General features: G+C 41.1%; 23 protein-coding genes. 12 read left to right on the top strand and 11 right to left on the bottom strand.

The window, feature by feature from the left end; all coding sequences use genetic code 11:
• Positions 1-188: 188 nt before the first annotated feature.
• Positions 189-1,763 carry a phytoene desaturase family protein gene (locus M1F05_RS07255; protein WP_206083879.1) on the top strand — a complete coding sequence of 525 codons (1,575 nt, stop codon included), beginning with the start codon at positions 189-191 and terminating at the stop codon, positions 1,761-1,763.
• Positions 1,764-1,861: 98 nt separating this feature from the next.
• The gene (locus M1F05_RS07260; protein ID WP_206083880.1) at positions 1,862-2,218 is read left to right on the top strand and encodes an MmcQ/YjbR family DNA-binding protein; all 357 of its coding nucleotides are present in this window, start codon (positions 1,862-1,864) and stop codon (positions 2,216-2,218) included.
• 18 nt (positions 2,219-2,236) lie between these two features.
• Here the strand turns inward: M1F05_RS07260 and M1F05_RS07265 are convergent, their stop codons facing one another.
• The gene (locus M1F05_RS07265) at positions 2,237-2,569 is read right to left on the bottom strand and encodes a DUF4180 domain-containing protein (RefSeq protein WP_206083881.1); all 333 of its coding nucleotides are present in this window, start codon (positions 2,567-2,569) and stop codon (positions 2,237-2,239) included.
• A gap of 161 nt (positions 2,570-2,730) precedes the next feature.
• Here M1F05_RS07265 and M1F05_RS07270 point away from each other — a divergent pair, with 161 nt between their 5' ends.
• A complete protein-coding gene (locus M1F05_RS07270) occupies positions 2,731-3,033 on the top strand; it encodes a hypothetical protein (RefSeq protein ID WP_206083882.1) in 303 nt (100 codons plus the stop codon).
• A gap of 487 nt (positions 3,034-3,520) precedes the next feature.
• Here M1F05_RS07270 and M1F05_RS07275 read toward each other — a convergent pair whose 3' ends face one another.
• Positions 3,521-3,970 (bottom strand): DUF1097 domain-containing protein, encoded by a 450-nt coding sequence (locus M1F05_RS07275; RefSeq protein WP_206083883.1) that lies wholly within the window; start codon positions 3,968-3,970, stop codon positions 3,521-3,523.
• Between the two features lie 1,371 nt (positions 3,971-5,341).
• On the opposite strand from M1F05_RS07275, the gene def reads away from it, so the two are divergent.
• The gene (def, locus tag M1F05_RS07280; RefSeq protein WP_206083884.1) at positions 5,342-5,851 is read left to right on the top strand and encodes a peptide deformylase; all 510 of its coding nucleotides are present in this window, start codon (positions 5,342-5,344) and stop codon (positions 5,849-5,851) included.
• 45 nt (positions 5,852-5,896) lie between these two features.
• Here the strand turns inward: def and fliT are convergent, their stop codons facing one another.
• From fliT to fliD, 3 genes are read right to left on the bottom strand one after another with little or no spacing between them, the layout of a single operon-like run.
• Positions 5,897-6,286 (bottom strand): flagellar protein FliT, encoded by a 390-nt coding sequence (fliT, locus tag M1F05_RS07285; RefSeq protein ID WP_206083885.1) that lies wholly within the window; start codon positions 6,284-6,286, stop codon positions 5,897-5,899.
• Entirely contained in the window at positions 6,276-6,674 is a 399-nt protein-coding gene (gene fliS / locus M1F05_RS07290; protein ID WP_004909969.1) for a flagellar export chaperone FliS, read from the bottom strand. Before fliS ends, fliT begins: the two co-directional genes overlap by 11 nt.
• A 5-nt stretch (positions 6,675-6,679) precedes the next feature.
• Positions 6,680-8,116, bottom strand: coding sequence for a flagellar filament capping protein FliD (gene fliD, locus M1F05_RS07295; RefSeq protein WP_206083886.1), 1,437 nt, complete (start codon positions 8,114-8,116; stop codon positions 6,680-6,682).
• 491 nt (positions 8,117-8,607) lie between these two features.
• Between fliD and M1F05_RS07300 the strand changes: the two genes are divergently transcribed.
• Entirely contained in the window at positions 8,608-9,750 is a 1,143-nt protein-coding gene (locus tag M1F05_RS07300; protein ID WP_206083887.1) for a FliC/FljB family flagellin, read from the top strand.
• Between the two features lie 184 nt (positions 9,751-9,934).
• On the opposite strand, the gene M1F05_RS07305 is transcribed toward M1F05_RS07300, so the two are convergent.
• On the bottom strand, positions 9,935-11,065 hold the full coding sequence (locus tag M1F05_RS07305) for an MFS transporter (RefSeq protein ID WP_241017464.1): 1,131 nt from the start codon (positions 11,063-11,065) through the stop codon (positions 9,935-9,937).
• A gap of 664 nt (positions 11,066-11,729) precedes the next feature.
• Here M1F05_RS07305 and M1F05_RS07310 point away from each other — a divergent pair.
• Complete coding sequence (locus M1F05_RS07310; protein ID WP_206083888.1) at positions 11,730-12,443, top strand: RNA polymerase sigma factor FliA; 714 nt, start codon at positions 11,730-11,732, stop codon at positions 12,441-12,443.
• 463 nt (positions 12,444-12,906) lie between these two features.
• Here the strand turns inward: M1F05_RS07310 and M1F05_RS07315 are convergent, their stop codons facing one another.
• Positions 12,907-13,353 carry a GNAT family N-acetyltransferase gene (locus tag M1F05_RS07315; protein WP_206083889.1) on the bottom strand — a complete coding sequence of 149 codons (447 nt, stop codon included), beginning with the start codon at positions 13,351-13,353 and terminating at the stop codon, positions 12,907-12,909.
• A 313-nt stretch (positions 13,354-13,666) separates the two neighbouring features.
• On the opposite strand from M1F05_RS07315, the gene cbpA reads away from it, so the two are divergent.
• Positions 13,667-14,608, top strand: a complete 942-nt coding sequence (gene cbpA / locus M1F05_RS07320; RefSeq protein WP_206084379.1) for a curved DNA-binding protein — start codon at positions 13,667-13,669, stop codon at positions 14,606-14,608.
• Complete coding sequence (locus M1F05_RS07325; RefSeq protein WP_206083890.1) at positions 14,608-14,904, top strand: chaperone modulator CbpM; 297 nt, start codon at positions 14,608-14,610, stop codon at positions 14,902-14,904. Before cbpA ends, M1F05_RS07325 begins: the two co-directional genes overlap by 1 nt.
• A gap of 134 nt (positions 14,905-15,038) precedes the next feature.
• On the opposite strand, the gene M1F05_RS07330 is transcribed toward M1F05_RS07325, so the two are convergent.
• Positions 15,039-15,656 carry a bifunctional 4-hydroxy-2-oxoglutarate aldolase/2-dehydro-3-deoxy-phosphogluconate aldolase gene (locus tag M1F05_RS07330; RefSeq protein ID WP_206083891.1) on the bottom strand — a complete coding sequence of 206 codons (618 nt, stop codon included), beginning with the start codon at positions 15,654-15,656 and terminating at the stop codon, positions 15,039-15,041.
• A gap of 12 nt (positions 15,657-15,668) precedes the next feature.
• Entirely contained in the window at positions 15,669-16,613 is a 945-nt protein-coding gene (locus M1F05_RS07335) for a sugar kinase (RefSeq protein WP_206083892.1), read from the bottom strand.
• A gap of 229 nt (positions 16,614-16,842) precedes the next feature.
• Here M1F05_RS07335 and kdgR point away from each other — a divergent pair, with 229 nt between their 5' ends.
• Entirely contained in the window at positions 16,843-17,622 is a 780-nt protein-coding gene (gene kdgR / locus M1F05_RS07340) for a DNA-binding transcriptional regulator KdgR (protein ID WP_206083893.1), read from the top strand.
• A gap of 20 nt (positions 17,623-17,642) precedes the next feature.
• Here kdgR and M1F05_RS07345 read toward each other — a convergent pair whose 3' ends face one another.
• On the bottom strand, positions 17,643-18,563 hold the full coding sequence (locus M1F05_RS07345; protein ID WP_206083894.1) for a chitinase: 921 nt from the start codon (positions 18,561-18,563) through the stop codon (positions 17,643-17,645).
• 458 nt (positions 18,564-19,021) lie between these two features.
• Here M1F05_RS07345 and M1F05_RS07350 point away from each other — a divergent pair, with 458 nt between their 5' ends.
• On the top strand, positions 19,022-19,381 hold the full coding sequence (locus tag M1F05_RS07350; RefSeq protein WP_206083895.1) for a hypothetical protein: 360 nt from the start codon (positions 19,022-19,024) through the stop codon (positions 19,379-19,381).
• A gap of 60 nt (positions 19,382-19,441) precedes the next feature.
• Here the strand turns inward: M1F05_RS07350 and M1F05_RS07355 are convergent, their stop codons facing one another.
• Positions 19,442-21,484 carry a choline transporter gene (locus M1F05_RS07355; RefSeq protein WP_206083896.1) on the bottom strand — a complete coding sequence of 681 codons (2,043 nt, stop codon included), beginning with the start codon at positions 21,482-21,484 and terminating at the stop codon, positions 19,442-19,444.
• A 209-nt stretch (positions 21,485-21,693) separates the two neighbouring features.
• Here M1F05_RS07355 and betI point away from each other — a divergent pair, with 209 nt between their 5' ends.
• Positions 21,694-22,296 (top strand): transcriptional regulator BetI, encoded by a 603-nt coding sequence (gene betI, locus M1F05_RS07360; RefSeq protein ID WP_206083897.1) that lies wholly within the window; start codon positions 21,694-21,696, stop codon positions 22,294-22,296.
• Positions 22,297-22,317: 21 nt separating this feature from the next.
• Entirely contained in the window at positions 22,318-23,796 is a 1,479-nt protein-coding gene (betB, locus tag M1F05_RS07365) for a betaine-aldehyde dehydrogenase (RefSeq protein ID WP_206083898.1), read from the top strand.
• The last annotated feature ends 26 nt before the right edge of the window (positions 23,797-23,822 follow it).

Here is a 23,822-nt window from a genome sequence, read left to right on the forward strand (position 1 = left end):
AAATGATATGTTGTTATTGAGGTTTTATCTAATTGAAATATAAGAGTATAGTTTCAATGGTAGATTGCATGAGATAAATCGAAAAATAATCTAGCTTTTCTAATTCATTATCTAAACTTAAAAGGCTTAAATGCAAATTGACACTTGGGTCTGGCCTCAAGCTAACAATAAGAATTAAGGGGAATAGAATGGATGAGCAATATGACGTGGCGATTATTGGCAGTGGTCACAATGGCCTCGTTGCTGGAGCAAAGCTTGCGCACAAAGGGCTTAAAGTTGTTATATTAGAGAGTGAAGAGACAATAGGCGGGGCGGCTCGTACCGCTGAAATTACGCAGCCTGGTTTCCACCATGATTTGTATGCAACCAATATCGGGTTATTTTTAGGATCACCGTTTTACCAAGAATATCAAAGTGAACTGCATAAAAATGGTTTTGATATCGTGACCAGTGACCGCCCTTACTCCAATGTATTTCCAGATGGCGATGGGATAGGTGTTTACCAAGACCGAGCTAAAACCGATGCGATGTTTCGCAAATATTCTCCGCAAGATGCAGACAGCTTTTGGGCGTTACTCAGTTATTTTCAAAAAACCGTTGGGCATTTTGCACCATTAATGCAAATGGAGTTGCCATCTTTTAAAGCAGCTAAGCAGTTGTTTTCCATGGTTAGACACTTAGGCATGGGGGAATCGCTTAATTTGGCGCAATTAATTCTTAAATCCACACGGCAATTTTCAGAAGACTATTTTACGCATCCAAAAACTCGCGCATTATTTATTCCTTGGGCTTTTCACCTTGATTATGGGCCTGATGTAACAGGTGGAGCAACATTTTCATTTTTAGAAAGCTTAAGTGACCATCTTAATGGACTTTCCATTAGCCGTGGTGGCGTGGGAAATTTAATGCACAGTATTGCCAGAATTATTGAAAATCATGGCGGGAAAGTGCTGACTCAAAAAGAGGTCACTGAAATTATTATCGAAAATGGTAAAGCGATCGGGGTGAAAACCACATCGGGTCAAACTTTTGGTGCGAAAAAAGCGGTTATTGGTAATATTACACCAACACAAATCGTTAACTCGCTGATCAAAGAGCAGCACTTACCGAGCAATTATGTTCAAAAAGCGAAGCGTTATCGTTATGGTGCGGGTACGATGATGTTGCACTTTGCATTGGATAAACCCCTTGAATGGAATGCAGGGGAAGATTTTTCTAACTTTGGTTATGTACATATTGGCCCGTATACAGACGATATTTCCGCAACCTTTGACCAAGCCCAAAGGGGGATTTTGCCCGATAGCCCAATGCTGGTGGTGGGGCAACAAAGTCGTAGTGACAGAACGCGTGCACCAGAAGGAAAAGAAACTTTGTGGGTACAAGTCAGAGCACTGCCATTTGCACCGACGGCGGATTCCCGAAATGAAATTGCCATGGGGGAATGGGGCTCAATGAAGCAGCAATATGCCGAACGTGTGATTGATAAAATTGCGGATTATGCGCCGAATATCAAACAGAATATCCTTGATTATGCAGTGTTATCCCCAGCAGATCTCATGCGGCATAACCGTAACTTGGTGAATGGTGACAGTGTATCGGGCAGCCATCAACTCAGTCAAAACTATCTTTTTAGGCCTTTCCCTGGGCATTCACGATATAAAACGCCGATTAAAAACTTGTGGATGATCGGTGCTGCGACGTGGCCAGGTGCTGGGCTTAATGCCATTTCGGGCTATTTGGTGGCAGACCATATTTTAAAGTAAAGCATTGAACTTCACTAAAATTATCGTGGGCCTGATTAGGTTCACGATAAAATTCCCTTTATAATAATGCTCACTAAGACGCGCGGGTGGAGCCCACGATGAACCGAAATGAATTGATCGCGTATATTCAAAATAATTATGGTGTTATCCCTGAGTACCCATGGGCAAGAGCCCCCACATTTGCGACCTTTAAACACGGCAATAACGGAAAATGGTTTGCGGTAATTATGGATATTGCTGCAAAAAAAGTAGTCGAAGGTGGAGGAGAGGAAAAAATTGATATTGTGAATATCAAGGTACCGCCCGAGTTAGTGGGCTCATTGCGGTTACAAAAAGGGATTTACCCCGCCTACCATATGAATAAAGAACATTGGGTGACCGTGAAGCTAGGGGCGGAGGTAAATGCTGCAGAGCTGATGTCCTTGGTGAATGAAAGCTACCGTCTGACCACCTAATTTATGGTTTATCAAACTTTACAGCATGTTAATAAAGTTGATTGAATGGCCTTTATTTGCTTCCAAAACAAAGTCATTAAAGGGTTTGCTTTGTTTTTTAACGTGCTCAATATCCCCAATAATGAGCGTATGAATGGCGTAATTTGTTAGTTTTTGCAGTAATTCCCCCGCATAGCCTGAGGAGAGTGTAAAAAACGCAGGGGCTAGCTCATCAACGGGTAATGCAATTGTTTTTATCCCTTCAGTCAATGATGCATCCATCACTAAATTAAGTAAGTCATTAATTTGCGTTGGTAGATTTTGAAAAATAAGAGCAGGGCTTTCGTTGATGGTCACAATTTGGTAATTCATGTGTTCTTCCTTAATTTAAGTCAAATGATACAATTTCTTAAGGTTATAACTGGTTTTTATTAAAAATGATCACAAAAAAGGCGATTTGTCACTAATAGCTGTTGTGCGCAGCAAATTAAATCGTAAGATCTCTAAACTTCCTTTATAGATAGAAAACTAGCATGCTTTCTCATTATATATCTCAAGCCCTAGTGGCTAAGAATTGCACATTAATTGTTAACCAACAACAGCAAGATAGTTTATCTGAAGTGTTTATTAAAACACGCCAATGGCAATTTGCGGATGGGGTCGTACTTTTATGCACAGAGGAAATTGAAATAGAGGAATTTACCTGTGATAGTCAATGCCCTGAGCGCTGGATTATCTGGCAATTAGTCGAAGAGAATGGTCTGAAAATATTCCCAAAAAGAAAAGAGTTTTTTAATATTTGCCAACAAAACTTTTGGTTGAAAATGAAAACGTAGTGTCGGTTCTAAAAAAGAAGAATTCCATTGGTAACTATATTATTTTTATGGTTTTTTTCTTGCTCATAAACGAGAAATATCGAATAATCGCCAGCCCTAGTAAGATTTTATTTTTAGCCAAACTATTATTTATGTTAAGTCAATCTAATCTTTCCATTATTTAACTCTTAATTAGCATACAGATAAATCTGAATTTAACTAATAATGATGTGAATAGTTTCATATGAAATTATTTATTGAGTAGTTAGATAAGCTTACTTAATCAAAAAATGAATCTTATATTCATTTTTTATCATTTAGTTAACAATATTTACTTCATTTTCTTCGTTTAGCTATGTAAGCTTACTTAGTCGTTATTCTAATTAATTATTAATAAAATCATTATGTTATATATTGTTGTTATACGAATTTAAGGTACTATCAATCTTGTTTGAAATTCCCTTGGTTTTATTTATTCTTTTATGCCGCCTAAAAGCGGCTTTTTTTGTCACTTTTCAGCCAGCCACATTCCACTTTTCTTCATGGAAAAACCAAACACTATACCAATTAGTAATGATTGAATGGTGATCAGCCATGCCCCCTGTGCAGCAAAAATGGTGCAGGTACCGACAAAGGTTCCAGGGATGTATGACAACCACTGTTTTTTTGCTTGAATGCACATAAAAAAGGCCACAAATCCTGTGACGAAATAGCCGATAAAGCTCGGCAAGTTTTGCAAATAGCTATCGCTATGTAAGATAACTAATCCCCACACAACACCGCTGCTAACGGTTAGTGCGGTAATACCAAGGCCTTTGATGCCATCTTTCGGGTAGGCAAAGTAAGCCGTACAGCCCAGAAATCCTGCCCAGCCAATTAAGCCAAGTAAATCAGCGACCCATGCCCAAAGGCCCGAGAGAATTGCAGTAGTTAACGAAAGACAAAAAAGTAATTTCACAATAGCGACTTCAAATTAGGGTTAATCAATTTCAGAGAACCTTAGGCCGTTGCTTATGGTTACTCAGTGCAGCATTGTTATGCTTAATAAAAACAAATATCTTGTTGTCTCGATTCAGCTTTTGAGCTGATTAAATCAGAAACACGCATGTTTTTAATGAAAGTTTGCGTTAACATATTAATAAATCAAGATTATTTGGGTTATCAATAGAGATGAGAGCAAACAAAGGCAAGCATTGTATCCAGCTGATCCCCTGGTTGCAATTTGTATCTGCGGTTATTTCTCTGAATTCACAACCTAGATCAACTGCAATCGTTTACCTGTGTTTTCACAAAGAAAAAGTATGAAAGCGTCCCCATTAAGGCGTATTTGCAAATGGTATATTTACTTTGCATTGCTAATGCCCTTGAATATATTTTAAATAGAGGATGGCTAAGCCTGCGTAACCCTATTACACAGCGTAGGCGGCATCCTCTATTTTCTTTACCACTTTAACGTACTTTGAGACTTTGGTAGAAGAAAATACGTATTGTATTTACCCAGCTTACCAGCCGACAGCAACACCGCATTAATTACTGGGTTATTTGCGTTATTTCACGCAATAGAACTACGTAGGTTTACATTTTGCCTAACTGGGTATTGCATCCCAGCGGCAAGTACTTTGCCGTCTTGATTACGGCCGATACCAACCCTGCACTGAATCGGCTGTTTAGGGAATAGGGGATATTACTCATTGCCGCGACAGAGGCAATGCCAGAGTTAGCTTGTTTGGTGGTTTTATTTATTTTCTGTTTTATTTGTTATCGTTTGAATATGTGTCATCGTCTGAATGACACCAGTATGCTATAGGCTTTTGGCTTAAATGATAAATCGCTTATACAAAGCTGTTTATTCGGGATATTGGCAGTGGGATAGTTTAACTCCAGTGTTATTTAAACAGGTGATGAGAAATTGTTAGCGATAGATAATTGTAAAATGATTAATTGCTTAAATGACACTTTTTGCATATTTTAGGTGAAGTTTGTTAAATAACATGGTATTTTTCTGCTAATCCGCATTGTACCTTGTTTTTACACGAAATTTTAAATTGCTTGGTCAAGCGAAGAAGCGAAAAAAGCATCAAGGTGCGAGCAAGGTTAAATCACAATGTCATTTTTTGCCTATTTTTGGCAAATGAAAAAGTTGATAATGTTTTCCATACTTATTTATTAGGCCATTCATTAGAAAAAGGCGTGCAAGCCTATCTCCTCTTAACGTGTTTAACGCGCGGTGTTGGGGTGCTTGCTTATGCAACTTTGTTCGTTTAGATAATTTGGCTGAGCAATAGATTCAATTATTAAGAATAAAGACTGAATTAATAGGATTTGAATTATGGCAGTAAGAGAAATTATTGAAATTCCCGATGAAAGACTGCGCATTAAATGCAGCCCTGTGACGGATTTCGCCGCGGTACAAACGTTAATCGATGATCTAATCGATACCATGTACAGCACTGATAATGGCATTGGCCTTGCTGCTACGCAAATTGCTGAAACCAAATCCATTATGGTGATTGATATTTCGGAAAACCGTGATGAACCGATGGTGTTTGTCAACCCTGAAATCGTCGAAAGCGAAGGGGAAACCAGTTACCAAGAAGGGTGCTTGTCAGTGCCTGAAATCTACGCGGATGTCGACCGTTTCTTACGTGTGAAAGTGAAAGCGTTTGATAGACACGGTAAAGAATTTGAGGTGGACAGCGATGAGTTTTTAGCCATCGTGATGCAACATGAAATCGACCACTTGCACGGTAAAGTGTTCCTCGACCACTTATCCACGTTAAAACGCAATATGCTGCTCAAAAAGCTGAAAAAACAGCAACGTTTAAAACAGCAGCAATAGTCATTGGAAGAGGCGTGTCAGGTTTGTTGGCCTGACACACAAATTTTATTCCCTAGGGCGAATAACCAACGGGGCGTCAGTCTCATCGAATTGCCCATAGCTGTTATTGAGCACCCGTTTTTGGTCTAATTGCTTAATTTCTTTGCTTAAAAAGTTTAAATGCTGTTGTAAATATTCTTTAGTCACACGTTCATTTTCAATAATTTTATGCAATAACTGAATAAATTCCTCAGTGATTGGCTGCTGTTCTTCGAACGCTTGCGTTAACGCGGTGAGGTTTTCCACCGCCAGGACGTACTCCGTTTCGCGGGAGACCAGTGTCTCCCATTCCCCAGATTGCGCTAAGGCAACTAAATTTTCACTTAATACTAAGACATTACGGTATATTTCTTGTAAATCGATAGGATTTTTATTGTCCACCTGATTATCTTTCATCCACATTTGCACCGATTTGTTGCCATGCAGAGGCGATATCGGAGAGTAACTGGTAAACTTCTTGGACATAAGCCACGTTGTTTTCGAGGTTGGCACGGAGTAGCTGCATTGTCATATACTCATACAAACTTGCTAAATTTTCCGCAAGTTCGCCGCCAGCTTCATAATTTAACGACTGCTTTAACCCAGTGTCAATGATGTCGATAGCTTTTGAGATTTCTTTACCTTTTTCAGCCACCTTCCCTTGCTGCATAAAAATCTCCCCGCGTTTCAGGGCACTTAGCGCCCCTTTAAACAGGATTTGGATCAGCTGGTACGGGGTCGCATTGGTGATTTCACTCTCCAAATCGACTTGTTGGTAGGCTTGCTGTGCGTGTCGTTGATACATATTTTTTAACCTAAAAGTCGGCCTAATGAATTACTGGTGCTGTTGAGCGACGTCATCATTTTATCGAGGTTTTGGAATTGGCGACGGTACATATCCATGGTGTTTTCGATTTGCTTATTGGTCTGCTCAATACGTTTATCTAAACTTTTCTTTTTCTTTTGGATACCATCGGTGGCGTTATGTAGCGTGCCTTCTTTGCTATCTAAGGTGTCTTTTAAGTAGTTAAAGTTTTCGGTGCCAAACCCCGTTTCTTTTCCGTCCCCAGCAAAAAATACTTTGACGCTAGAAGGGTTTTCTTTTAGCGCTTTATCCAGCACTTTATTATCGATTTCTAAGGTGCCATCGAGTTTTTGCTTAATACCCATTTTGCCAAGTGTATCAATTTCACCACTTGCTTGTGGCATGCGAACTTGCGTGCGCAGGGTACTTTGGATCATGCGCAAAGTAGAGTCGCCAATCAGTGGGCCATTGGTTTTATTGGGTTCAGTACCTTTTTCGGAAGGAGTGTATTTAGTCAGTTCTTTGGCTAAATTTTGGAATTCATTATAGGCATCTACCCAAGCTTTTATTTTTCCTTTGGCGGGCTCGATATCTTCAGAAACGATTAGGTGATCTGGTTTCTGATCTTCACTCTCTTTTTTTAAGGTCAGCGTTAAACCTGGAAACAGGTCTTTGGCTTCATTGGTTTGTGATTCAAGCTCGAAGCCATCAATGTTTAACAATGCATTTTGTGGAGCAACCATTTGATCCATTTGACTACCAGACGTAGAGATAACGTCTTTTCCATCAACTTGAGTCAATACAGAGTCTACATTGAGTAAATTAGCTAGCTTATCGTCTCCATCAACCTTAATGCTAATACGGTTATCAGTACCTTCTTTCTTTGAAGTTATAACTAAATGGTATTGGTTAGTTCTATCTTTAATGACAGACGCACTAACACCTTTATCTGTTTTATTAATGGCATCCGCAATTTCAATTAATGATGTATGTTCGTTATCTAATTTGATAACAATTTTATCTTTATCTTCTTTTTGTGACGGTTGAGTAATGGTGATAGTACGCTCTTTATCATTACTCCCTAGCATTGCTTTATTGTCACTTTGGCCTTTGGTTGCGATAGTTTGCGCTTTTGCCATTTGCTTAACGACAACATCATGCACGCCCGCAACAGCTTTACCGTCAGTTTTTACATCAAAGGCTTTATATTCGCCAGTGACTTTGGTGGTGCTGATATCACCATATTTTTTTAAATCTTCCGCGGCTTTTTTTAGTTTTTCTAAGGATGACTGCATTTTACCATAGGCGCTAATTTGTGCATCATAACTGGCTTTTTGGGTGGTTAATGGCTCTAAACGACGGCGCTCCATCGCTTCTAATTGGTCCATTTGTACGTTTAAATCTAAGTTTGACCCGATACCGAGTGTGGATATTCCTGCCATGTTTTCTCCTACGCTATTCTCGTCATCCTTCAAGTTGCAGGAGTGTTGACTTCGCTCAGCTAGCCGAATCACATACTTGTGTATGCTCATCGGCCTCTCTTCACTTGTCGCCTACCTGCAACCCGAATGATTTAGAGTCTATGCCTGTGTCATTAACTCTGAAATAGAGTCTATTTAGAGTCTTATCGGCAAAACGGAGCAAAATTTTAGACTATTCTGAAAAACAACGATGGCGGGAAGTAACGGGATAAACCTAGGTATTTATCCTTATTAGGGGTAAATAACTCGAAAATTGATAAAAATAAAATAATTCCCAACAAAATAATAAAGTAAAAAGCGGCTTCCAGTGCAGGTTTTGCCGTTATTGATGAAATTTTTATGCAAAAAGCCTAAAGGGGTTTTGGTTACAGCCGATAAACATATTGCTGACGAAAATCACTCAGTTAAGCACATAGGCTTAGCTTATTAATTTGAATAACAAGGACATTACCATGGCACAAGTTATTAACACTAACATTCTGTCTCTGACCACTCAGAACAACTTAAACCGTTCACAAGGCGTATTAGGCTCTGCAATTGAACGTTTATCTTCTGGTTCACGTATCAACAGCGCAAAAGATGATGCGGCAGGTCAAGCGATTGCTAACCGTTTTACTGCAAACGTTAAAGGTTTAACACAAGCGTCTCGTAATGCGAACGACGGTATTTCTATTGCGCAAACCACTGAAGGTGCATTGAACGAAATTAACGATAACTTACAACGTATTCGTGAACTTGCCGTGCAAGCTAAAAATGGTTCAAACTCTGAGTCTGATATTAAATCAATTCAAGAAGAAGTTGGTGAGCGTCTGAAGGAAATCGACCGTATTTCTGAACAAACTCAGTTTAACGGCGTTAAAGTGCTGAGCGGTGACAATCCTAAAATGTCTATCCATGTTGGGACTAACGATAAAGAAAAAATTGAATTTGATCTGAAAAAAGTGGACAGTTCAACATTAAAAGTGAAAGACTTAGAAGTTGGCGCAGAACGATTTACGGGTATAACAGCAGGGCAATTAACTAAAGGCGTTAAAACCGCCTCTGAATTAGCACCAGCAGAGGATGGTGTTGGTACTGTCGCTGCTGACTATGGCAAGGCATCAGTTAATGGTACGGCTGCTGCTGATGTTGAAAGTGTTTCAGAAGTTAATGGCAAACAGTACATTACTATTGGTACTGGTGACGATGCTAAGGTTTATGAAGCTGAGGTTACTGTTATAAATCCAGATACTGCAACAGATGCAAAAACTTTAGAATATAAAGTGGGTAAAGAAGTAACTGTCACTTCTGATGCTGATGCTAAAGCTGCAACTGAGAAAGCGGAAGCTCAACTGAAAACTTTAGATGAGGCTATCAATAATGTTGACGGTATGCGTTCTTCTTTAGGTGCGATTCAAAACCGTTTCCAATCTACCATCAACAACCTGAACAACTCTGTTAACAACCTGAGCGCAGCACGTAGCCGTATTCAAGATGCTGACTTCGCAACTGAAGTTTCTAACATGAGCCGTGGCCAGATTCTGCAACAAGCAGGTACTGCTGTGTTGGCGCAAGCTAACCAAGTTCCACAAGGTGTTCTGAGCCTGTTACGTTAATTCGTAATTGGTTAATGATACTGAAGGCCAGCATTGCTGGCCTTTTCTTTGCCTGTCATATTTTGCACTACAAGGGTGTTGCCGTCAGTCAGTCACCCGAATCACGTACTTATGTACGTGATTCGGGATAACCGCCTTCGTCGCCTAGCCGCAACACGAGTTATTTAGGGCTCGCTGTAGTATTTCAGTTAAACTCCGCATACGTTTTAGTGTTAATTTTGGCACAGGCGTAAATTAATATATTTGATAACAGAATAAAAATAATAATAACGAGAGGGGTGTTAACCAGAAAACCAGACTCATAAACATAGGGTAGGGCGATTCCGCCAAATATATCCCCTGTTAAAAATGCGGTTTGTATTAAACCAAAAATATGTTCGGCATTCCCTTTGCGGGCAATCTCCATCTCAACCAAATTAATTAATAGTGAGCAAACGGTTCTAAACATATACATGGCAATAACCGAGATGGCGAAAACAATCGGGGAGCTAAATTTTATCGACCAAAACATGCCATAGAGCATCAGCATGCATAAACCAGAAAAAACGAGTAATGAGATAGGTTTATCTTTGTCAGAAAAAATAAACATAAAAAGGTTCTTGAGTACTAACCCAGAAATAACGCCTAATGACATCACAAGGCCAACATTCGCATCTGAAAAATGCATGTTTTTTAAATACACAGGAATAATGGGAAAGATCAGTGCCCAACTGGCGCCACTGATAATAAATGCAATAAATAAAATTAAATCTGCTTTACTGAGAAAAGGAAAAAATGAAATGCCTTTTGGGGAACCTTTTTTCACTAATGGTTTCTCAGTTTTTGGTATTTTTAATGAAGGAATGGCTACTATGGCGATTAATACCATGACCCCGCTAATCAATAAGGCGGAACGATATGGAGTTTGATCGATAATTGATAAAATCGTCACTAGCCCTCCTGCAATAAAAGCCCCAAGGCTTTGTGCAACTGTGCTTAAATTATCGGTGTGTAGCAGGACTTTATTTTGTTCCTGTTTATCAATATTAAAAATTAGTGATTTTAGCGCAATAGCGATAATACTCGCACCCATCCCTGCCATCAAACCTGAAGTCACGGCGATAGCCATCCCTGTGGGATAGGCTCTAAGAACAAGGCCACACCCATACAGGAAAAAGCCCACAATTAAACCAGTCTTAGTACCAAATCGGGATAGCCCTTTGGCATAAAATAGTGAGCACGCCCCGCAACCGCCATCATTACGTATGAAATTGAAAATAACTTCAATTGCGCCTGCTGTTCCCAATAGATGGGCTGCAATGTTTTGGATATCCACATTGGGAAAAGAAAGAAAAAATAAAAGAAATATATTTTGTATGCCATTTTTATTCTTAACGGTTTAAGTTAAAATTTAAAGTTAATTATTTCATAAAGGTCATACTTGATTTTTTAATTAAACTCATCTGCCGTTGCATTGGTGAATGTAAAAATACATTATGTAAATTAAATCTGTCAAATAGTGATTTTTTACCTTGTTAGCCTGAATAATTTCAATGTTTAATTAATATTAAATAGATTTAAGAATTATATTTTTTATATAATCTATTAGTCCGATTATTTTCATTGTCATTACTTCCCATAGCAAATGCTATGTTTACCTTGGTTATGATGCATAGCGCCAAGCGCGCTTGTTGTTTACCAATAGCTTCATTTGTTTTAAGGGGGTTAACCCAGCTTACAGCTAATAGCAAAGTCTAAAGCCAAAACCTGCAATTTAATGAAAAAGCTACCTTTTAACAAAATAACCACGCCCACTTGTATTACCCATCAAATCTCTTGAAAGTTGTGTTAAAACAACCATTAACCTCGTGAATATTCAAATTTTGCCTATTTAGGATAAGGGAAATAAAGCCACATTTAGTGCCTTACTCTACGGATTGAAATCAAAACCAACACAGATAATGGGTACCTTTTATAAAGCTTGAAGGGTGATTCAGGTTGTGAGTGATTTGTATACTGCCGAAGGTGTGATTAATAAAAATAGCCTATGGGAGCGTTATTACCCTCTAATACGCCATGAAGCCCTGAAACTGCAAGTTAGACTACCCGCCAGTGTTGATATCGACGACCTAATTCAAGCGGGGGGCATTGGTTTATTGCATGCATTGGAACGTTTCGATGTTACCCAAGGGGCATCGTTCGCCACCTATGCGGTGCAGCGTATTCGTGGCTCAATGCTTGATGAACTGCGCAGCCGTGACTGGGTACCGCGCAGCGTGCGCCGCCAAGCAAGGGAAATGACTAAGGCCATTGGCGCGCTGGAACAATCACTGGGGCGCAGCGCGACGGAGCCAGAAATCGCTAAAGCGCTGGATATTGACCTTGCAGAGTATCGCCAAGCACTGCTAGATACCAATAATAGCCAGCTATTTTCCTACGATGAGTGGCATGAAGTTCACGGGGAAAGCTGTGAGCCGCAAATGGATGAGAGTGACGGTGGTAATCCTCTGAGTTTGCTGATGGAGTCGAGCTTAAAGTCGCAAGTGATGGCGGCGATAGACCAGCTACCAGAGCGTGAAAAAATGGTGCTGACGTTGTACTACCAAGAGGAGCTGAACCTGAAGGAGATTGGTGCGGTGCTGGAGGTGGGGGAGTCGAGGGTGAGTCAGCTTCATAGTCAGGCTATTAAGCGCTTGCGCGGTAAGTTGCGATGATGCTCGTCATACTTCGCACCACAGCGTTGTTGGCTTCATGAGTTCACCCTAGTCACATACTTATGTATGCTCCTAGGGCTAAACTCACTCGCCGCCTAGCTGTAGCACGAATTATTTAGAGCATTTGCATCGAGGGAATAATAAGATTGAAATGGTTTCCCTCGCCGATTTCTAAACATGTGTGCCTTTCTCGAAGTATCTTTTCTAGTCCTCTACCCACAATCCGAATTATTTAGAGCATTTGCATCGAGGGAATAATAAGATTGAAATGGTTTCCCTCGCCGATTTCTAAACATGAGTGCTTTTCTCGAAGTATCTTTTCTAGTCTTCTATCCATAATCCGAATTATTTAGAACATCGCAACGGAGTTGAAAGAATTTTTTGAGTTTATTATGTGTGAATTGGTTAGGGCATCATTGTTGAATTAAAAAGTATTTTCTTGAATTTATTGTGAGTGAGTGCCTCAATCCCTATCGGCGGATTTGGCTAAATAGGTCTCCGCGGTGGTGTGCCAAGCTCTTGGTGATTGGGTGAAGCCCAATTTCAGATATTCGGTGAGATTGCTGTCGGTGGAGAAAAATAAAATTTGGCAGTCGGGGGGAAGTTCTTCGGCGGCAATGCGCATTAATTGACGGTCGATGCCGTGTTTTTGATAATGTGCGTCAATGGCAAGTTCGCAGATATAACAGCAAGAACTAAAATCCGTGACCGCGCGGACAAACCCCACCACTTGCTCATCGTCCCATGCACTAATCAATAAATCCGCGTTATTCAGCATTGCATCTAATTGAGTTAGATTATCGGTTGAAACCGTTTCTCTAAACGGTGACTGAAGAATTAACCGAATAAAATCTTCAACTGATATGGCGAAATTCATTTTATAGCTCAGGCGGCTGGTAATAGCATCCATAGGGTTTCCTTTGCAATCAATTAGCTCTTTTATAGGTTTAGCCTGAAATGGTGAAAATTTCCTGTTTTTAGGGGGATTTATCAATAATTTCTGTGTTTATGGAATGGTAGTTCGCGTGAAATCAACAATATCGTTATCTATTGAATGGGCTGATTAATTAATATATTTAATTTTTAGCCTCATTCGGCTATTCCAATTATTGCTTAAATATCTTAAGTTAAATTCAATGCTGCCATTATATTTTCAAAATACACGCGGCAAGGTAAAGCACCATAAGAATTCTATTCAACAAATAAATGAACGAGATATGACTATGGAACTAAAGGATTATTACAGCATCATGGGTGTAAATCGCACTGATGATTTGAAGACCATTAAAACCGCATATCGCCGCTTAGCGCGCAAATATCACCCTGATGTTAGCAAAGAGCCCGATGCGGAAGCGCGTTTTAAAGAAATCGCCGAAGCGTGGGCAGTACTAAGTGATAAAGAAAAGCGTGCAGAATACGATGAGATGTGGGAACACCGAAACGACCCTTATTTTAACCAAGGGGCTCAAGGCCAGCAAAGTCATTCATACTCCCAGCAAGGTTTTGATTCAGGGAATTTCGATGATATTTTCTCATCGATGTTTTCTCAACGTGCACGTAGTGGTAGCACAAGGCAGCCTCGTAGCCACCGCGGCCAAGACCTCGAAGTGGAATTGGCTATTTTCCTCGAAGAGAGCCAAGAATCACACAAACGCACCATAAGCTACAATTTACCAGTTTATAATGCCTATGGCTTTATCGATAATGAAATCCCCAAAACATTAAATGTGACAATCCCTGCGGGGGTTATCGATGGGCAACGCATTCGCTTAAAAGGGCAAGGTACCGCAGGGGAAAATGGCGGTGAAAACGGTGATTTATGGATTACCATCCGCATTGCACCACATCCATTATTTGATATTAAAGGGCATGATTTGGAAATTGTGGCGCCTTTAGCACCTTGGGAAGCGGCGCTAGGCACCAAAATCACTATTCCGACGCTCAAAGACCCTATCGTTATTACAGTTCCTGCAAATAGCCAAGTAGGCCAAAAATTACGAATTAAAGGAAAAGGACTGGTACACAAGGGGCATGCTGGTGATTTATACGTGATTATAAAAGTGGTGATGCCAGAGAGCAGTGATGCACAATCCAACGCACTGTGGCAGAAGTTGGCGGAGGCACAACAGAGTTTTGACCCGCGTAAGAATTGGGGAGGAAAATAATGGAACAGTTAACAACACTAACCGTTATTGATTTCTGTATTCATACAGGTATCGCTGAAGATGAATTACAGGAAATTGTCGGGCTGGGGATAATCCAACCGATTGAAACAACTCATGAATGGTTATTTGACGACCAAGCCGTGATTATTGTGAGAAGGGCGGTGCGTCTTTACCATGAGCTAGAGATTGATTGGCCAGGGATTGCAATGGCCATGAGCTTGATGGATCAAAATGATAGACTGCGGCGTGAAAATGAGATGCTGCGGTTACAGCTCAAACGTTTTATTGATGAATAATACCAATAATTAATCAAGTCACAGCTGTTGGGATTAGTGAGTATTGAGCAAAAAATGCAGGCTAATTTCTCATAAAAAAGCCCTTATCATGGGAATAAGGGCATAATGACGACAACGAGATTTTTTATTGTTAATTAAATGGCTGCCGCTTGGGCAATTAATTTACCGAGCGCTTGCCAGTCTTCTTTGTCAATTAAGTCATTTGGCACCATCCACGAGCCACCGCAGACTAACACCGATGGTAACGCGTTGTATTCCTTAATGTTTTTTACACCGATACCGCCCGTTGGCATAAATTTCACTGGGTAAACAGCGCTCAGGGCTTTTAGCATGGCAACGCCGCCAGAGGCTTCCGCGGGGAAGAATTTTAAGGTGGTCAGGTTAAACTCAAGGGCCTGTTCGACGAGGCTTGGGTTATTCACTCCAGGAATAATAATCACTTTCTTTTGTTGGCAATAAGCGACGATTTTGGGGTTAAAACCTGGGCTAACAATGAAGTCCACGCCTGCATCAATAGCTTGGTCAACTTGTTCAGTGGTTAACACGGTGCCAGCAGCAATCAGCAATTCAGGGTAGGCGGCACGCATATTTTTAATGGCTTGCACGGCGGCAGGGGTACGAAAAGTCACTTCCGCACACGGCAGGCCGTTTTCCACCAAGGCTTTAGCAAGTGGTGCGCCATGTTCTGCATGATTAATGGTGATCACGGGAACAACGTTCAGTTTTTTAATTCTTTCAATCAGTTGATTCATGGCTAAAGCCCCTTAACATTTTCCTAAATCGGTGGTTGGCATGGCCTCGGCAGGAATAATTGCTCCCCGGTGTTGGATAACAGTTCCTGCTAGTAAGTGGCCAGTTTTTGCCGCGTCGCACGGTGTGCCGCCCAAAATGCGGCAGGCAAGATAACCTGCACTGAACGAATCCCCTGCGGCGGTGGTATCAATAACGTGACTGACTTTATTTGCTGGCACTTCATAGCGCTCATTATCAATGATCACGTAGCAGGCCTCCGCACCACGTTTGATCACAATCTCATTCACGCCATACAGTTGCGTACGCGAAATGGCTTCGATTTCGTGGCAATCCCCATACAGAAGTTGCTCGTCATCAAAGGTCAGAAACGCGATATCGGTTAATTTTAATATTTGTTGGTAAGCCTGTTGTGCGGCTTCTTTTGATGGCCAAAGAGCAGGGCGATAGTTATTATCAAACACAATTTTCGCACCGTGCTGTTTAGCTTGTTGCAGTATTTCCATTAAAAGTTGGCGAGCTGAGTCAGGTAAAATCGCTAAGCTGATGCCACTTAAATAAATAAATTGTTGTGAATTAAGAAGTTGCTGTGTGTGTGCTTTGCTGTTTTCATCCAACCAAAATTTGGCGGCTGCGTTATCGCGCCAATAAAAGAAACGGCGTTCGCCATCAGCGGAGGTTTCAATTAGGTACATCCCTGGTAAATGCTTTTGTGAAATTGAGACAGCTTCAGTATTAATACCTTCTTGCTGCCAGCTATCCAGCATTTGTTGGCTGAATGGGTCTTTTCCTAAACCAGTGATATAGCGTGTTGTCACACCCTGTTTTTGAGTTAAGCGAGACAAATACAGCGCAGTGTTTAGCGTGTCCCCACCGAAGGCTTGCTTATACAGCTCCCCCGACTTTTGCAATTCAACCATGCACTCGCCAATGACGGCAACTTGCGGATGTGTACTCATTTTTATCACCTGCGCGATTACGACTGTGTTATCGATTACTGACCTGATGAGGCTATTAAAACGCATTTGGTACAGAAACTCAATGAAAATGAAACGCCGTTTTAAAAATAATGAATCGCTGTTCTTGTTTTTATGAGGTTCGACAATTATGCTATGGCGTATCGCGTGGTTTTAATTGGCTTTATGATATTAATTATCGCGGCCAATCTAATAGGATGAAGAAAATAACATGGATAAGACGACTCAGACTGATGCCGTATCTGCAGTGGTGAAAGTATTTAGTATTCTCAGTGCGTTAGGGGAGCAAAAAGAGATTGGTGTTTCTGAGCTATCTCAGCGTTTATTAATGTCAAAGGCCACCACCTTTCGTTTTTTGCAAACCATGAAACAATTGGGCTATGTGGAACAAGAAGGTGAGGCAGATAAGTACTCACTGACATTAAAGCTCTTTGAATTAGGCGCAAAGTCCCTTGAATATGTGGACTTAATTGAAATCGCGGATAAAGAAATGCGCCATATTGGGCAAATAACCCATGAAGCCGTGCATTTAGGGGCATTGGATGAAGATGCCATTATTTACATTCATAAAATTGATTCCAGTTATAACTTGCGCATGTATTCGCGGGTAGGCCGCCGTAACCCACTGTATTGCACAGCAATTGGCAAAATTTTACTGGCTTGGCAAGATGAAGAAGCCATTCGTTTAGCTTTAAAAGATGAGACGTTTACCCAAAAAACGGATACAACCATTTTAAGCATCGAAAGTTTGCTGGTGGAATTAGCTGCAGTGCGGGAGTGCCATTATGCGCAGGATAGAGAAGAGCAAGAACTCGGTTTGCGTTGTGTTGCGGTGCCTGTTTATGACCGCTTAGGGCATGTGGTGGCGGGATTATCGATTTCGTTCCCAACCATTCGTTTTGATGAGCAGCAACTTGACCACTATGTACAATTGCTAAAAGCGTCAGGTCGCCGTATTTCAGAAAAAATGGGATATCACCATTATCCATGATATTGATGATATCGGGTTATTTATGAATTCAGTTTTTGGGTAAATAACGCAGTGTATTCAAATTCATGAGTCTGCTCTGGATTACCTGAACTTGTGGCTTCAGGGTAAGGTTTATTTCCCGGGAAATCGCGAGTTAGGCTCCACATCGAAACAAGGTTTAACCCTATTTTCTTAGCAAACTCGCTTAAGATATCCGCATCATGGAAACTAAACATAGTCAGGTCATCGTTTAAACCAATCATCGGTGTGATTTGAACATAATCATACATTTCTTTATCACCAACGGTTGGGTAGAACGGCTTTAATTGGTTCTTAATGCTGATGGCCGCTTTGATAGCCGCATCGCCGAGACTGCTGATATTCGGGTCATAGTAGTCCATTGCCATGCCATTCACTTTCATGACTAAACCAGCATCCACTGATTTTTTGACTAAATCTAGCCCTGTCCCTGTGAGTCCTGTAGGCAGGGTGGGTAAGGTTAGGCTTAGGGTGATCTCAGGGTTATTTTCGATAATCACTTTTAACGCAGCAAACGCCTTGTCTGCATCATAGAGGCCGTTCTCAAAGTCTAAATCGATATGTGATGCGCCAAGTACATCTATCACCTCTTGGTAGGTTTCAATGAGTTGTTCCAGTGGTTGTACGAGGGAAACATCTTGGTTTGCTGCTCCCCCAAATGAAACGGCAACGTTGACACCAGCTGTAATAAGTTCATCCGTTAACGGTTTTGCCCAGCTAATTGGCATCGTAGGTTGGGCTGACCATGCTGCTTGTTTATCACGAGTTGCGGTTAAAAAACCAAGATAAAGAATATCAACGCCATATTTGATAGCCGCTTGGCTGTATTTCGCATTAGGCCTGCCATTCGGGTAGTTTTGCCAATCGTTCCAAGTTGCATCTACGCTGACATCGATATACGGACCAAAATACGTTTTATTCATTGTCTATCCTTTCGCAGGTTAAGTGATATAAAGTGAAATTTCGCCCTCAATAAGTTAATCAGTCAATTGAGAGGGTAAGGTTACTTTTATAAAAAATAGCGAATGGAACAAGATTAAAAATTGTTAGTAATCTACTAGGTTACAGTCTCAGACAGCAGAATCAGCTCATCGGTCTGTTTTTACTTACCGCCTATTTTCGGCTCGGACGATTTCTAGCAAGATTAAAAAATTGCAGGGACCTAATAGATTGTAATAACAGACTTTAATAAGTGATTGAAGATTAATGCTGCGTAAATTCTATATTCTTAATAAAATTTATATCAATCAATTGATTTTATAGCTAATGTGAATTATCTATTTGAATAATAATATTATTATAAATTAGTATTTAATTATTTTTTATACGGTACTACTGTTGTGCGTATAATGTAAACTTATCGAAACAGTAGGGTATCTTTATGTTTAAAAAGGCTATTTTTATTATCTTTCTTAGTTTCACTTCTTGCGGCTTTGCCAGCGACTTTACCTTTAAAGAGAAATCACCCGTTGATCGCCAGTTTGATAAAGACTACCAAGGGGTTAAAAAATTACAGGCAGAACAGAAGTTTGTCTTTGATCCCAAAAAGAAACTTTCGCCAGAAGAACAAAGTTATCAAGCTTTACTTGAGCAGCGTGACGCCGACGAAAATGCCTTGTTTAGGCATTTCAATGTTTGTGATGTTAACCCAACGGGAGCTGGATGCCCGAGTGCAACGCCATGGATGAACGATCGCCAGCAAATGAAAAAGATGTTGGAACAAGCGGGTCGGTATAATTAATTGTTGAACCATTAATTATTAAATTATGAGGGAGCAATAAGCTCCCTTGTTTATTTGGGGTTATACAGATTCAGGAAATGTGAGAGTTGCCCCGGGAGATTCTCGACTCAAATGAATGAAATTCATATGTTTTTCATATTGATCGAGAATATCACTAATAACCTGCTCTTTAGTGTAATCCATTAAATCGTTTCCTTGCGAACCTTCCCATAAAAAGGTTTCTAAACGGAAATAATGGGATTTCCCTGAACGGGCACGATAGGTAAAACCAGGAACGGAATAACGTTGTGGCCACACTTGGTAAATAAAGCTTTGCTCTTCACCCAAGTCAACAGTGAGCTCTAGATGGTCTAACCGTTCATCGGAAATGGGGGGAAGAATGCTAAATTCGACCTTCGCTCCCCTTAAACTCAGCTCTTTCGCCACGTCTTGCATCGCAGGGATGCATACTAAGTCCAACATTCTTTGCGTATAAGAGGTTCCTGGGAAGTTCATGACACGGCCTAAACGCTGTTTCCAGTTTAATGTGCCGTTGCCATACAGTGGCGCGGGCGCATTGGTATTTAAGGAACTGACTCGTCTAAAATCCTCCACTTTTAATGATTTATACAAGCCTGCCATAATAAAGAAAATCACAAAGCTAAAGGGGAGCCCCATAATGACCGTGGTGTTTTGTAATGCAGCAACACCATCGGTCATCAGCATACCTAATGTGAGTAAGCCAATGGCGACTGACCAAAAAATACGTAACCAATTAGGGGCATCATTATTGATGTCACTGAGTTTTGACGTGAAATTCCCCAGTACCAGTGAGCCAGAATCTGCGGAGGTGACGTAGAAAAGCAACCCAGTGATCGTGGCAAGTGAAGCGGTTAGGCCAAATCCAGGATAAAGTTCAAGGAGGGAATAGAACCCTTTTTCAGGGGCTTCCAAGACCGTTTTTGCGAGTTCGCTATTTCCGTGAATAATTTCATACAAAGCACTATTACCAAAAATGGATAGCCATAATAGAGTGAAAACAAACGGAATAATTAAGGTGCCAATCACAAACTGGCGGATTGTTCGCCCCCGTGAAATACGCGCGAGGAATAACCCGACAAATGGAGACCATGCTACCCACCATGCCCAGAAAAACAGGGTCCAGCTATTCATCCAATCCGTTGGGCGGTCAAATGCGAAGCTGTTGAGTGTCATCCCCATAAAGCGGTTAACGTAGTCTCCGACATTTAACACGAGTGCATTGAGTAAGAATTCGGTATCACCAACAAATAATATAAATAAAATCAGCCCTAAAGCGAGTAGGACATTAAGTTCGGACAATACCCGTATGCCTTTATTGACCCCTGATGTGGCGGATATCACGGCCATCACAACGGAAAGGAAAATTAAGCCACTTTGTACGGTTAACCCTTGTGGTAAATCAAATAGGACTTTTAAGCCATAATTTAGCTGGACGACGCCGATCCCCAGGGTGGTGGCAATTCCAAAAATAGTCCCCAAAACGGCGGCGATATCGACAGTATGGCCGATTGGGCCATCAATACGCTTGCCAAATATTGGATAAAGAGCGGAACGGATCGTTAGGGGTAAATTATAGCGGTAACTAAAGTAGCCTAATGCAATTCCCATTAAAGCATACATTGACCAGCCCGTTAGGCCATAGTGGAACAGTGTCCACACCATCGACTGACGAGCTGCTTCTAATGTTTGGCCTTCGCCTGTTGGCGGTAGCATATATTGTGTGACAGGCTCTGCCACGGAGAAAAACATTAAATCAATCCCTATCCCTGCAGCAAATAACATGGCTGACCAACTTAGCATGCTAAATTCAGGTTTGGATTGTTCTGGCCCAAGTTTGATATTTCCGAAACGAGATGTTGCGACAAAAATGACGAACACTATGTATAACGTTGCAGCTAACAGGTAATACCAACCAAAGGTTTTTGATACCCAACCAAGGGTAGCGACGATCCATTGGTTTGCTGTTTCGGTCATTAAGATGGTGAAAAAAGAAAACGCGAGTATTAGACCCGCGGAAGTGAAAAAAACCACAGAATTTAATTTGTCTTTCTGCTGATTTTTCGAACTATTGAGAGTTGTCATCGGCAGTTCCACATTTTTATTTATTTAACAGGTGAAAAATTATTATTCTTGCTAATTAATTGAAATTTAAGCAAGTTAACCCTATTTTATCCTATTCCCCTCCGTGAAATTGTGAATTAATTGTGACAAATGGTAGTTAATATTGATTGAACATTCAATTAAAAAAACGTTTAATAAATGGAGACAATGTGTTTTTAGGTTAAGAGCTCATGCCGAAAATAGGTATTCAATCGATACGTAAACAGCAATTAATTCAGGCAACGTTAGCGGTAATTAATGAGGTTGGAATGCAAGAGGCCAGCTTTGTATTAATTGCACGTAAAGCGGGTGTTTCCACGGGAATTATTAGCCATTATTTTCGTGATAAAAACGGTCTACTCGAAGCGACTATGCGACATATTCAATATCAATTGGGCTTTGCCGTTGCGATGCGTTTGAGAATGTTAACGGGTGCAGACGCTAAATCGCGTATTCAAGCCATTGTGGAGGGTAACTTTGACCCAACACAGACGAGCGAGGCGGCAATGAAAACGTGGCTCGCGTTTTGGGCAAGTAGCATGCACCAGCCAAGTTTAAATCGTTTACAGCAGGTCAATGACCGACGTTTATATTCAAATTTAAGTTATGAATTTGGGCGCGTGCTGGCAAAAAATGAGGCGCGAATGGCAGCTAAAGGCCTTGCGGCACTTATTGATGGACTGTGGTTGCGTAGTGCGTTAAGTAACGAAACCTTCCCTGTTTCCGATGCGTTAACAATAACGAATGAGTATATCGAAATGAAACTCGGCGAGGTACACGAAGCTCAAACCTAAAATAATTTTACAGGAGATAGTATGAAGAACCCACCACTACATCAGCTATACATTCATGGTGGTTATATTGATAGCTCGCAACCACAGTGCGACCAATTTCCCACGATCAACCCTGCCAATGGTGAGGTGATTGCCAATCTCCAATCGGCTAGCCAAGAAGATATTCAGTGGGCAGTGGAAAGTGCCAAACAAGGGCAAAAAGTGTGGGCGGCAATGACGGCAATGGAACGTTCGCGAATTTTACGTCGTGCGGTCGATATTTTACGAGAACGCAATGATGAACTCGCCTACCTTGAAACCCTTGATACAGGAAAGCCACTTTCTGAAACTCGATATGTGGACATTGTGACGGGAGCTGATGTCCTTGAATATTATGCAGGCCTTATTCCAGCTCTTGAAGGACAACAAATTCCATTGCGGGAAAGTTCATTCGCCTATACACGCCGTGAACCTTTGGGGGTCGTCGCTGGGATTGGCGCGTGGAATTACCCGATTCAAATTGCGTTGTGGAAATCAGCCCCTGCACTTGCGGCGGGCAATGCGATGATTTTTAAACCCAGTGAAGTGACGTCGTTAACTGCGCTTAAACTTGCTGAGATTTATACGCAAGCGGGTGTCCCTGCGGGGGTATTTAACGTGGTAACGGGTAAGGGAGGGGAAGTCGGGCAGTGGCTCACGGAACACCCAGAAATTGCAAAAGTGTCATTCACGGGCGGGATAGCGACAGGGAAAAAAGTGATGGCCAACGCTTCTGCCTCTTCCTTAAAAGAGGTCACCATGGAGTTGGGTGGCAAATCCCCGTTAATTATCTTTGATGATGCAGACTTAGATAAAGCAGCGGATATTGCCATGATGGCCAACTTTTACAGCTCAGGTCAAGTTTGCACCAATGGAACCCGCGTGTTTATCCCTGAATTTCTCAAAACGCAATTTGAAGCGAAAATTGTAGAGCGGGTTGCACGAATTAAGATTGGTTCACCGATTGTAGAAGAAACCAATTTTGGGCCATTAGTTAGCTTTCCTCATATGGAAAATGTATTACGTTACATTGAATTAGGTAAGCAACAAGGGGCACGGTTATTGTGTGGCGGTGAGCGTCTTGTTGAAGGGGATTTTGCTAAGGGCGCCTATGTGGCACCGACTGTCTTTACGGATTGCCGTGATGAAATGCAAATTACACAAGAAGAGATCTTTGGCCCAGTGATGAGTATTTTAAGTTACCAAACTGAAGATGAAGTTATTGCGCGTGCAAATCATTCCGTCTATGGGCTAGCCGCGGGCATTGTCACGCAGGACTTAACACGTGCTCATCGTGTTATCCATCAGTTAGAAGCAGGTATTTGCTGGGTCAATACATGGGGGGAATCCCCAGCAGAAATGCCAGTGGGGGGCTATAAGCACTCAGGTGTTGGTCGCGAAAATGGCATCATAACGCTGCAAAACTACACACAAATCAAATCCATTCAAATTGAACTTGGGGAGTTTTCATCCGTTTTCTAATCACATCATTTTAATTTGACTGAAAC

It is taken from the genome of Providencia sp. PROV252 (genome assembly GCF_033676005.1).
Taxonomy (GTDB): Bacteria; Pseudomonadota; Gammaproteobacteria; order Enterobacterales; family Enterobacteriaceae; genus Providencia; species Providencia vermicola.

What these genes read in the sequence shown, in the direction of transcription:
- M1F05_RS07255 (WP_206083879.1), top strand. Translation starts at nt 189, where the DNA reads ATGGATGAGCAATATGACGTGGCGATTATTGGCAGTGGTCACAATGGC.
- M1F05_RS07260 (WP_206083880.1), top strand. Translation starts at nt 1,862, where the DNA reads ATGAACCGAAATGAATTGATCGCGTATATTCAAAATAATTATGGTGTT.
- M1F05_RS07265 (WP_206083881.1), bottom strand. Translation starts at nt 2,569, where the DNA reads ATGAATTACCAAATTGTGACCATCAACGAAAGCCCTGCTCTTATTTTT.
- M1F05_RS07270 (WP_206083882.1), top strand. Translation starts at nt 2,731, where the DNA reads ATGCTTTCTCATTATATATCTCAAGCCCTAGTGGCTAAGAATTGCACA.
- def (WP_206083884.1), top strand. Translation starts at nt 5,342, where the DNA reads ATGGCAGTAAGAGAAATTATTGAAATTCCCGATGAAAGACTGCGCATT.
- fliT (WP_206083885.1), bottom strand. Translation starts at nt 6,286, where the DNA reads ATGAAAGATAATCAGGTGGACAATAAAAATCCTATCGATTTACAAGAA.
- fliS (WP_004909969.1), bottom strand. Translation starts at nt 6,674, where the DNA reads ATGTATCAACGACACGCACAGCAAGCCTACCAACAAGTCGATTTGGAG.
- fliD (WP_206083886.1), bottom strand. Translation starts at nt 8,116, where the DNA reads ATGGCAGGAATATCCACACTCGGTATCGGGTCAAACTTAGATTTAAAC.
- M1F05_RS07300 (WP_206083887.1), top strand. Translation starts at nt 8,608, where the DNA reads ATGGCACAAGTTATTAACACTAACATTCTGTCTCTGACCACTCAGAAC.
- M1F05_RS07315 (WP_206083889.1), bottom strand. Translation starts at nt 13,353, where the DNA reads ATGGATGCTATTACCAGCCGCCTGAGCTATAAAATGAATTTCGCCATA.
- cbpA (WP_206084379.1), top strand. Translation starts at nt 13,667, where the DNA reads ATGGAACTAAAGGATTATTACAGCATCATGGGTGTAAATCGCACTGAT.
- M1F05_RS07325 (WP_206083890.1), top strand. Translation starts at nt 14,608, where the DNA reads ATGGAACAGTTAACAACACTAACCGTTATTGATTTCTGTATTCATACA.
- M1F05_RS07330 (WP_206083891.1), bottom strand. Translation starts at nt 15,656, where the DNA reads ATGAATCAACTGATTGAAAGAATTAAAAAACTGAACGTTGTTCCCGTG.
- M1F05_RS07335 (WP_206083892.1), bottom strand. Translation starts at nt 16,613, where the DNA reads ATGAGTACACATCCGCAAGTTGCCGTCATTGGCGAGTGCATGGTTGAA.
- kdgR (WP_206083893.1), top strand. Translation starts at nt 16,843, where the DNA reads ATGGATAAGACGACTCAGACTGATGCCGTATCTGCAGTGGTGAAAGTA.
- M1F05_RS07345 (WP_206083894.1), bottom strand. Translation starts at nt 18,563, where the DNA reads ATGAATAAAACGTATTTTGGTCCGTATATCGATGTCAGCGTAGATGCA.
- M1F05_RS07350 (WP_206083895.1), top strand. Translation starts at nt 19,022, where the DNA reads ATGTTTAAAAAGGCTATTTTTATTATCTTTCTTAGTTTCACTTCTTGC.
- M1F05_RS07355 (WP_206083896.1), bottom strand. Translation starts at nt 21,484, where the DNA reads ATGACAACTCTCAATAGTTCGAAAAATCAGCAGAAAGACAAATTAAAT.
- betI (WP_206083897.1), top strand. Translation starts at nt 21,694, where the DNA reads ATGCCGAAAATAGGTATTCAATCGATACGTAAACAGCAATTAATTCAG.
- betB (WP_206083898.1), top strand. Translation starts at nt 22,318, where the DNA reads ATGAAGAACCCACCACTACATCAGCTATACATTCATGGTGGTTATATT.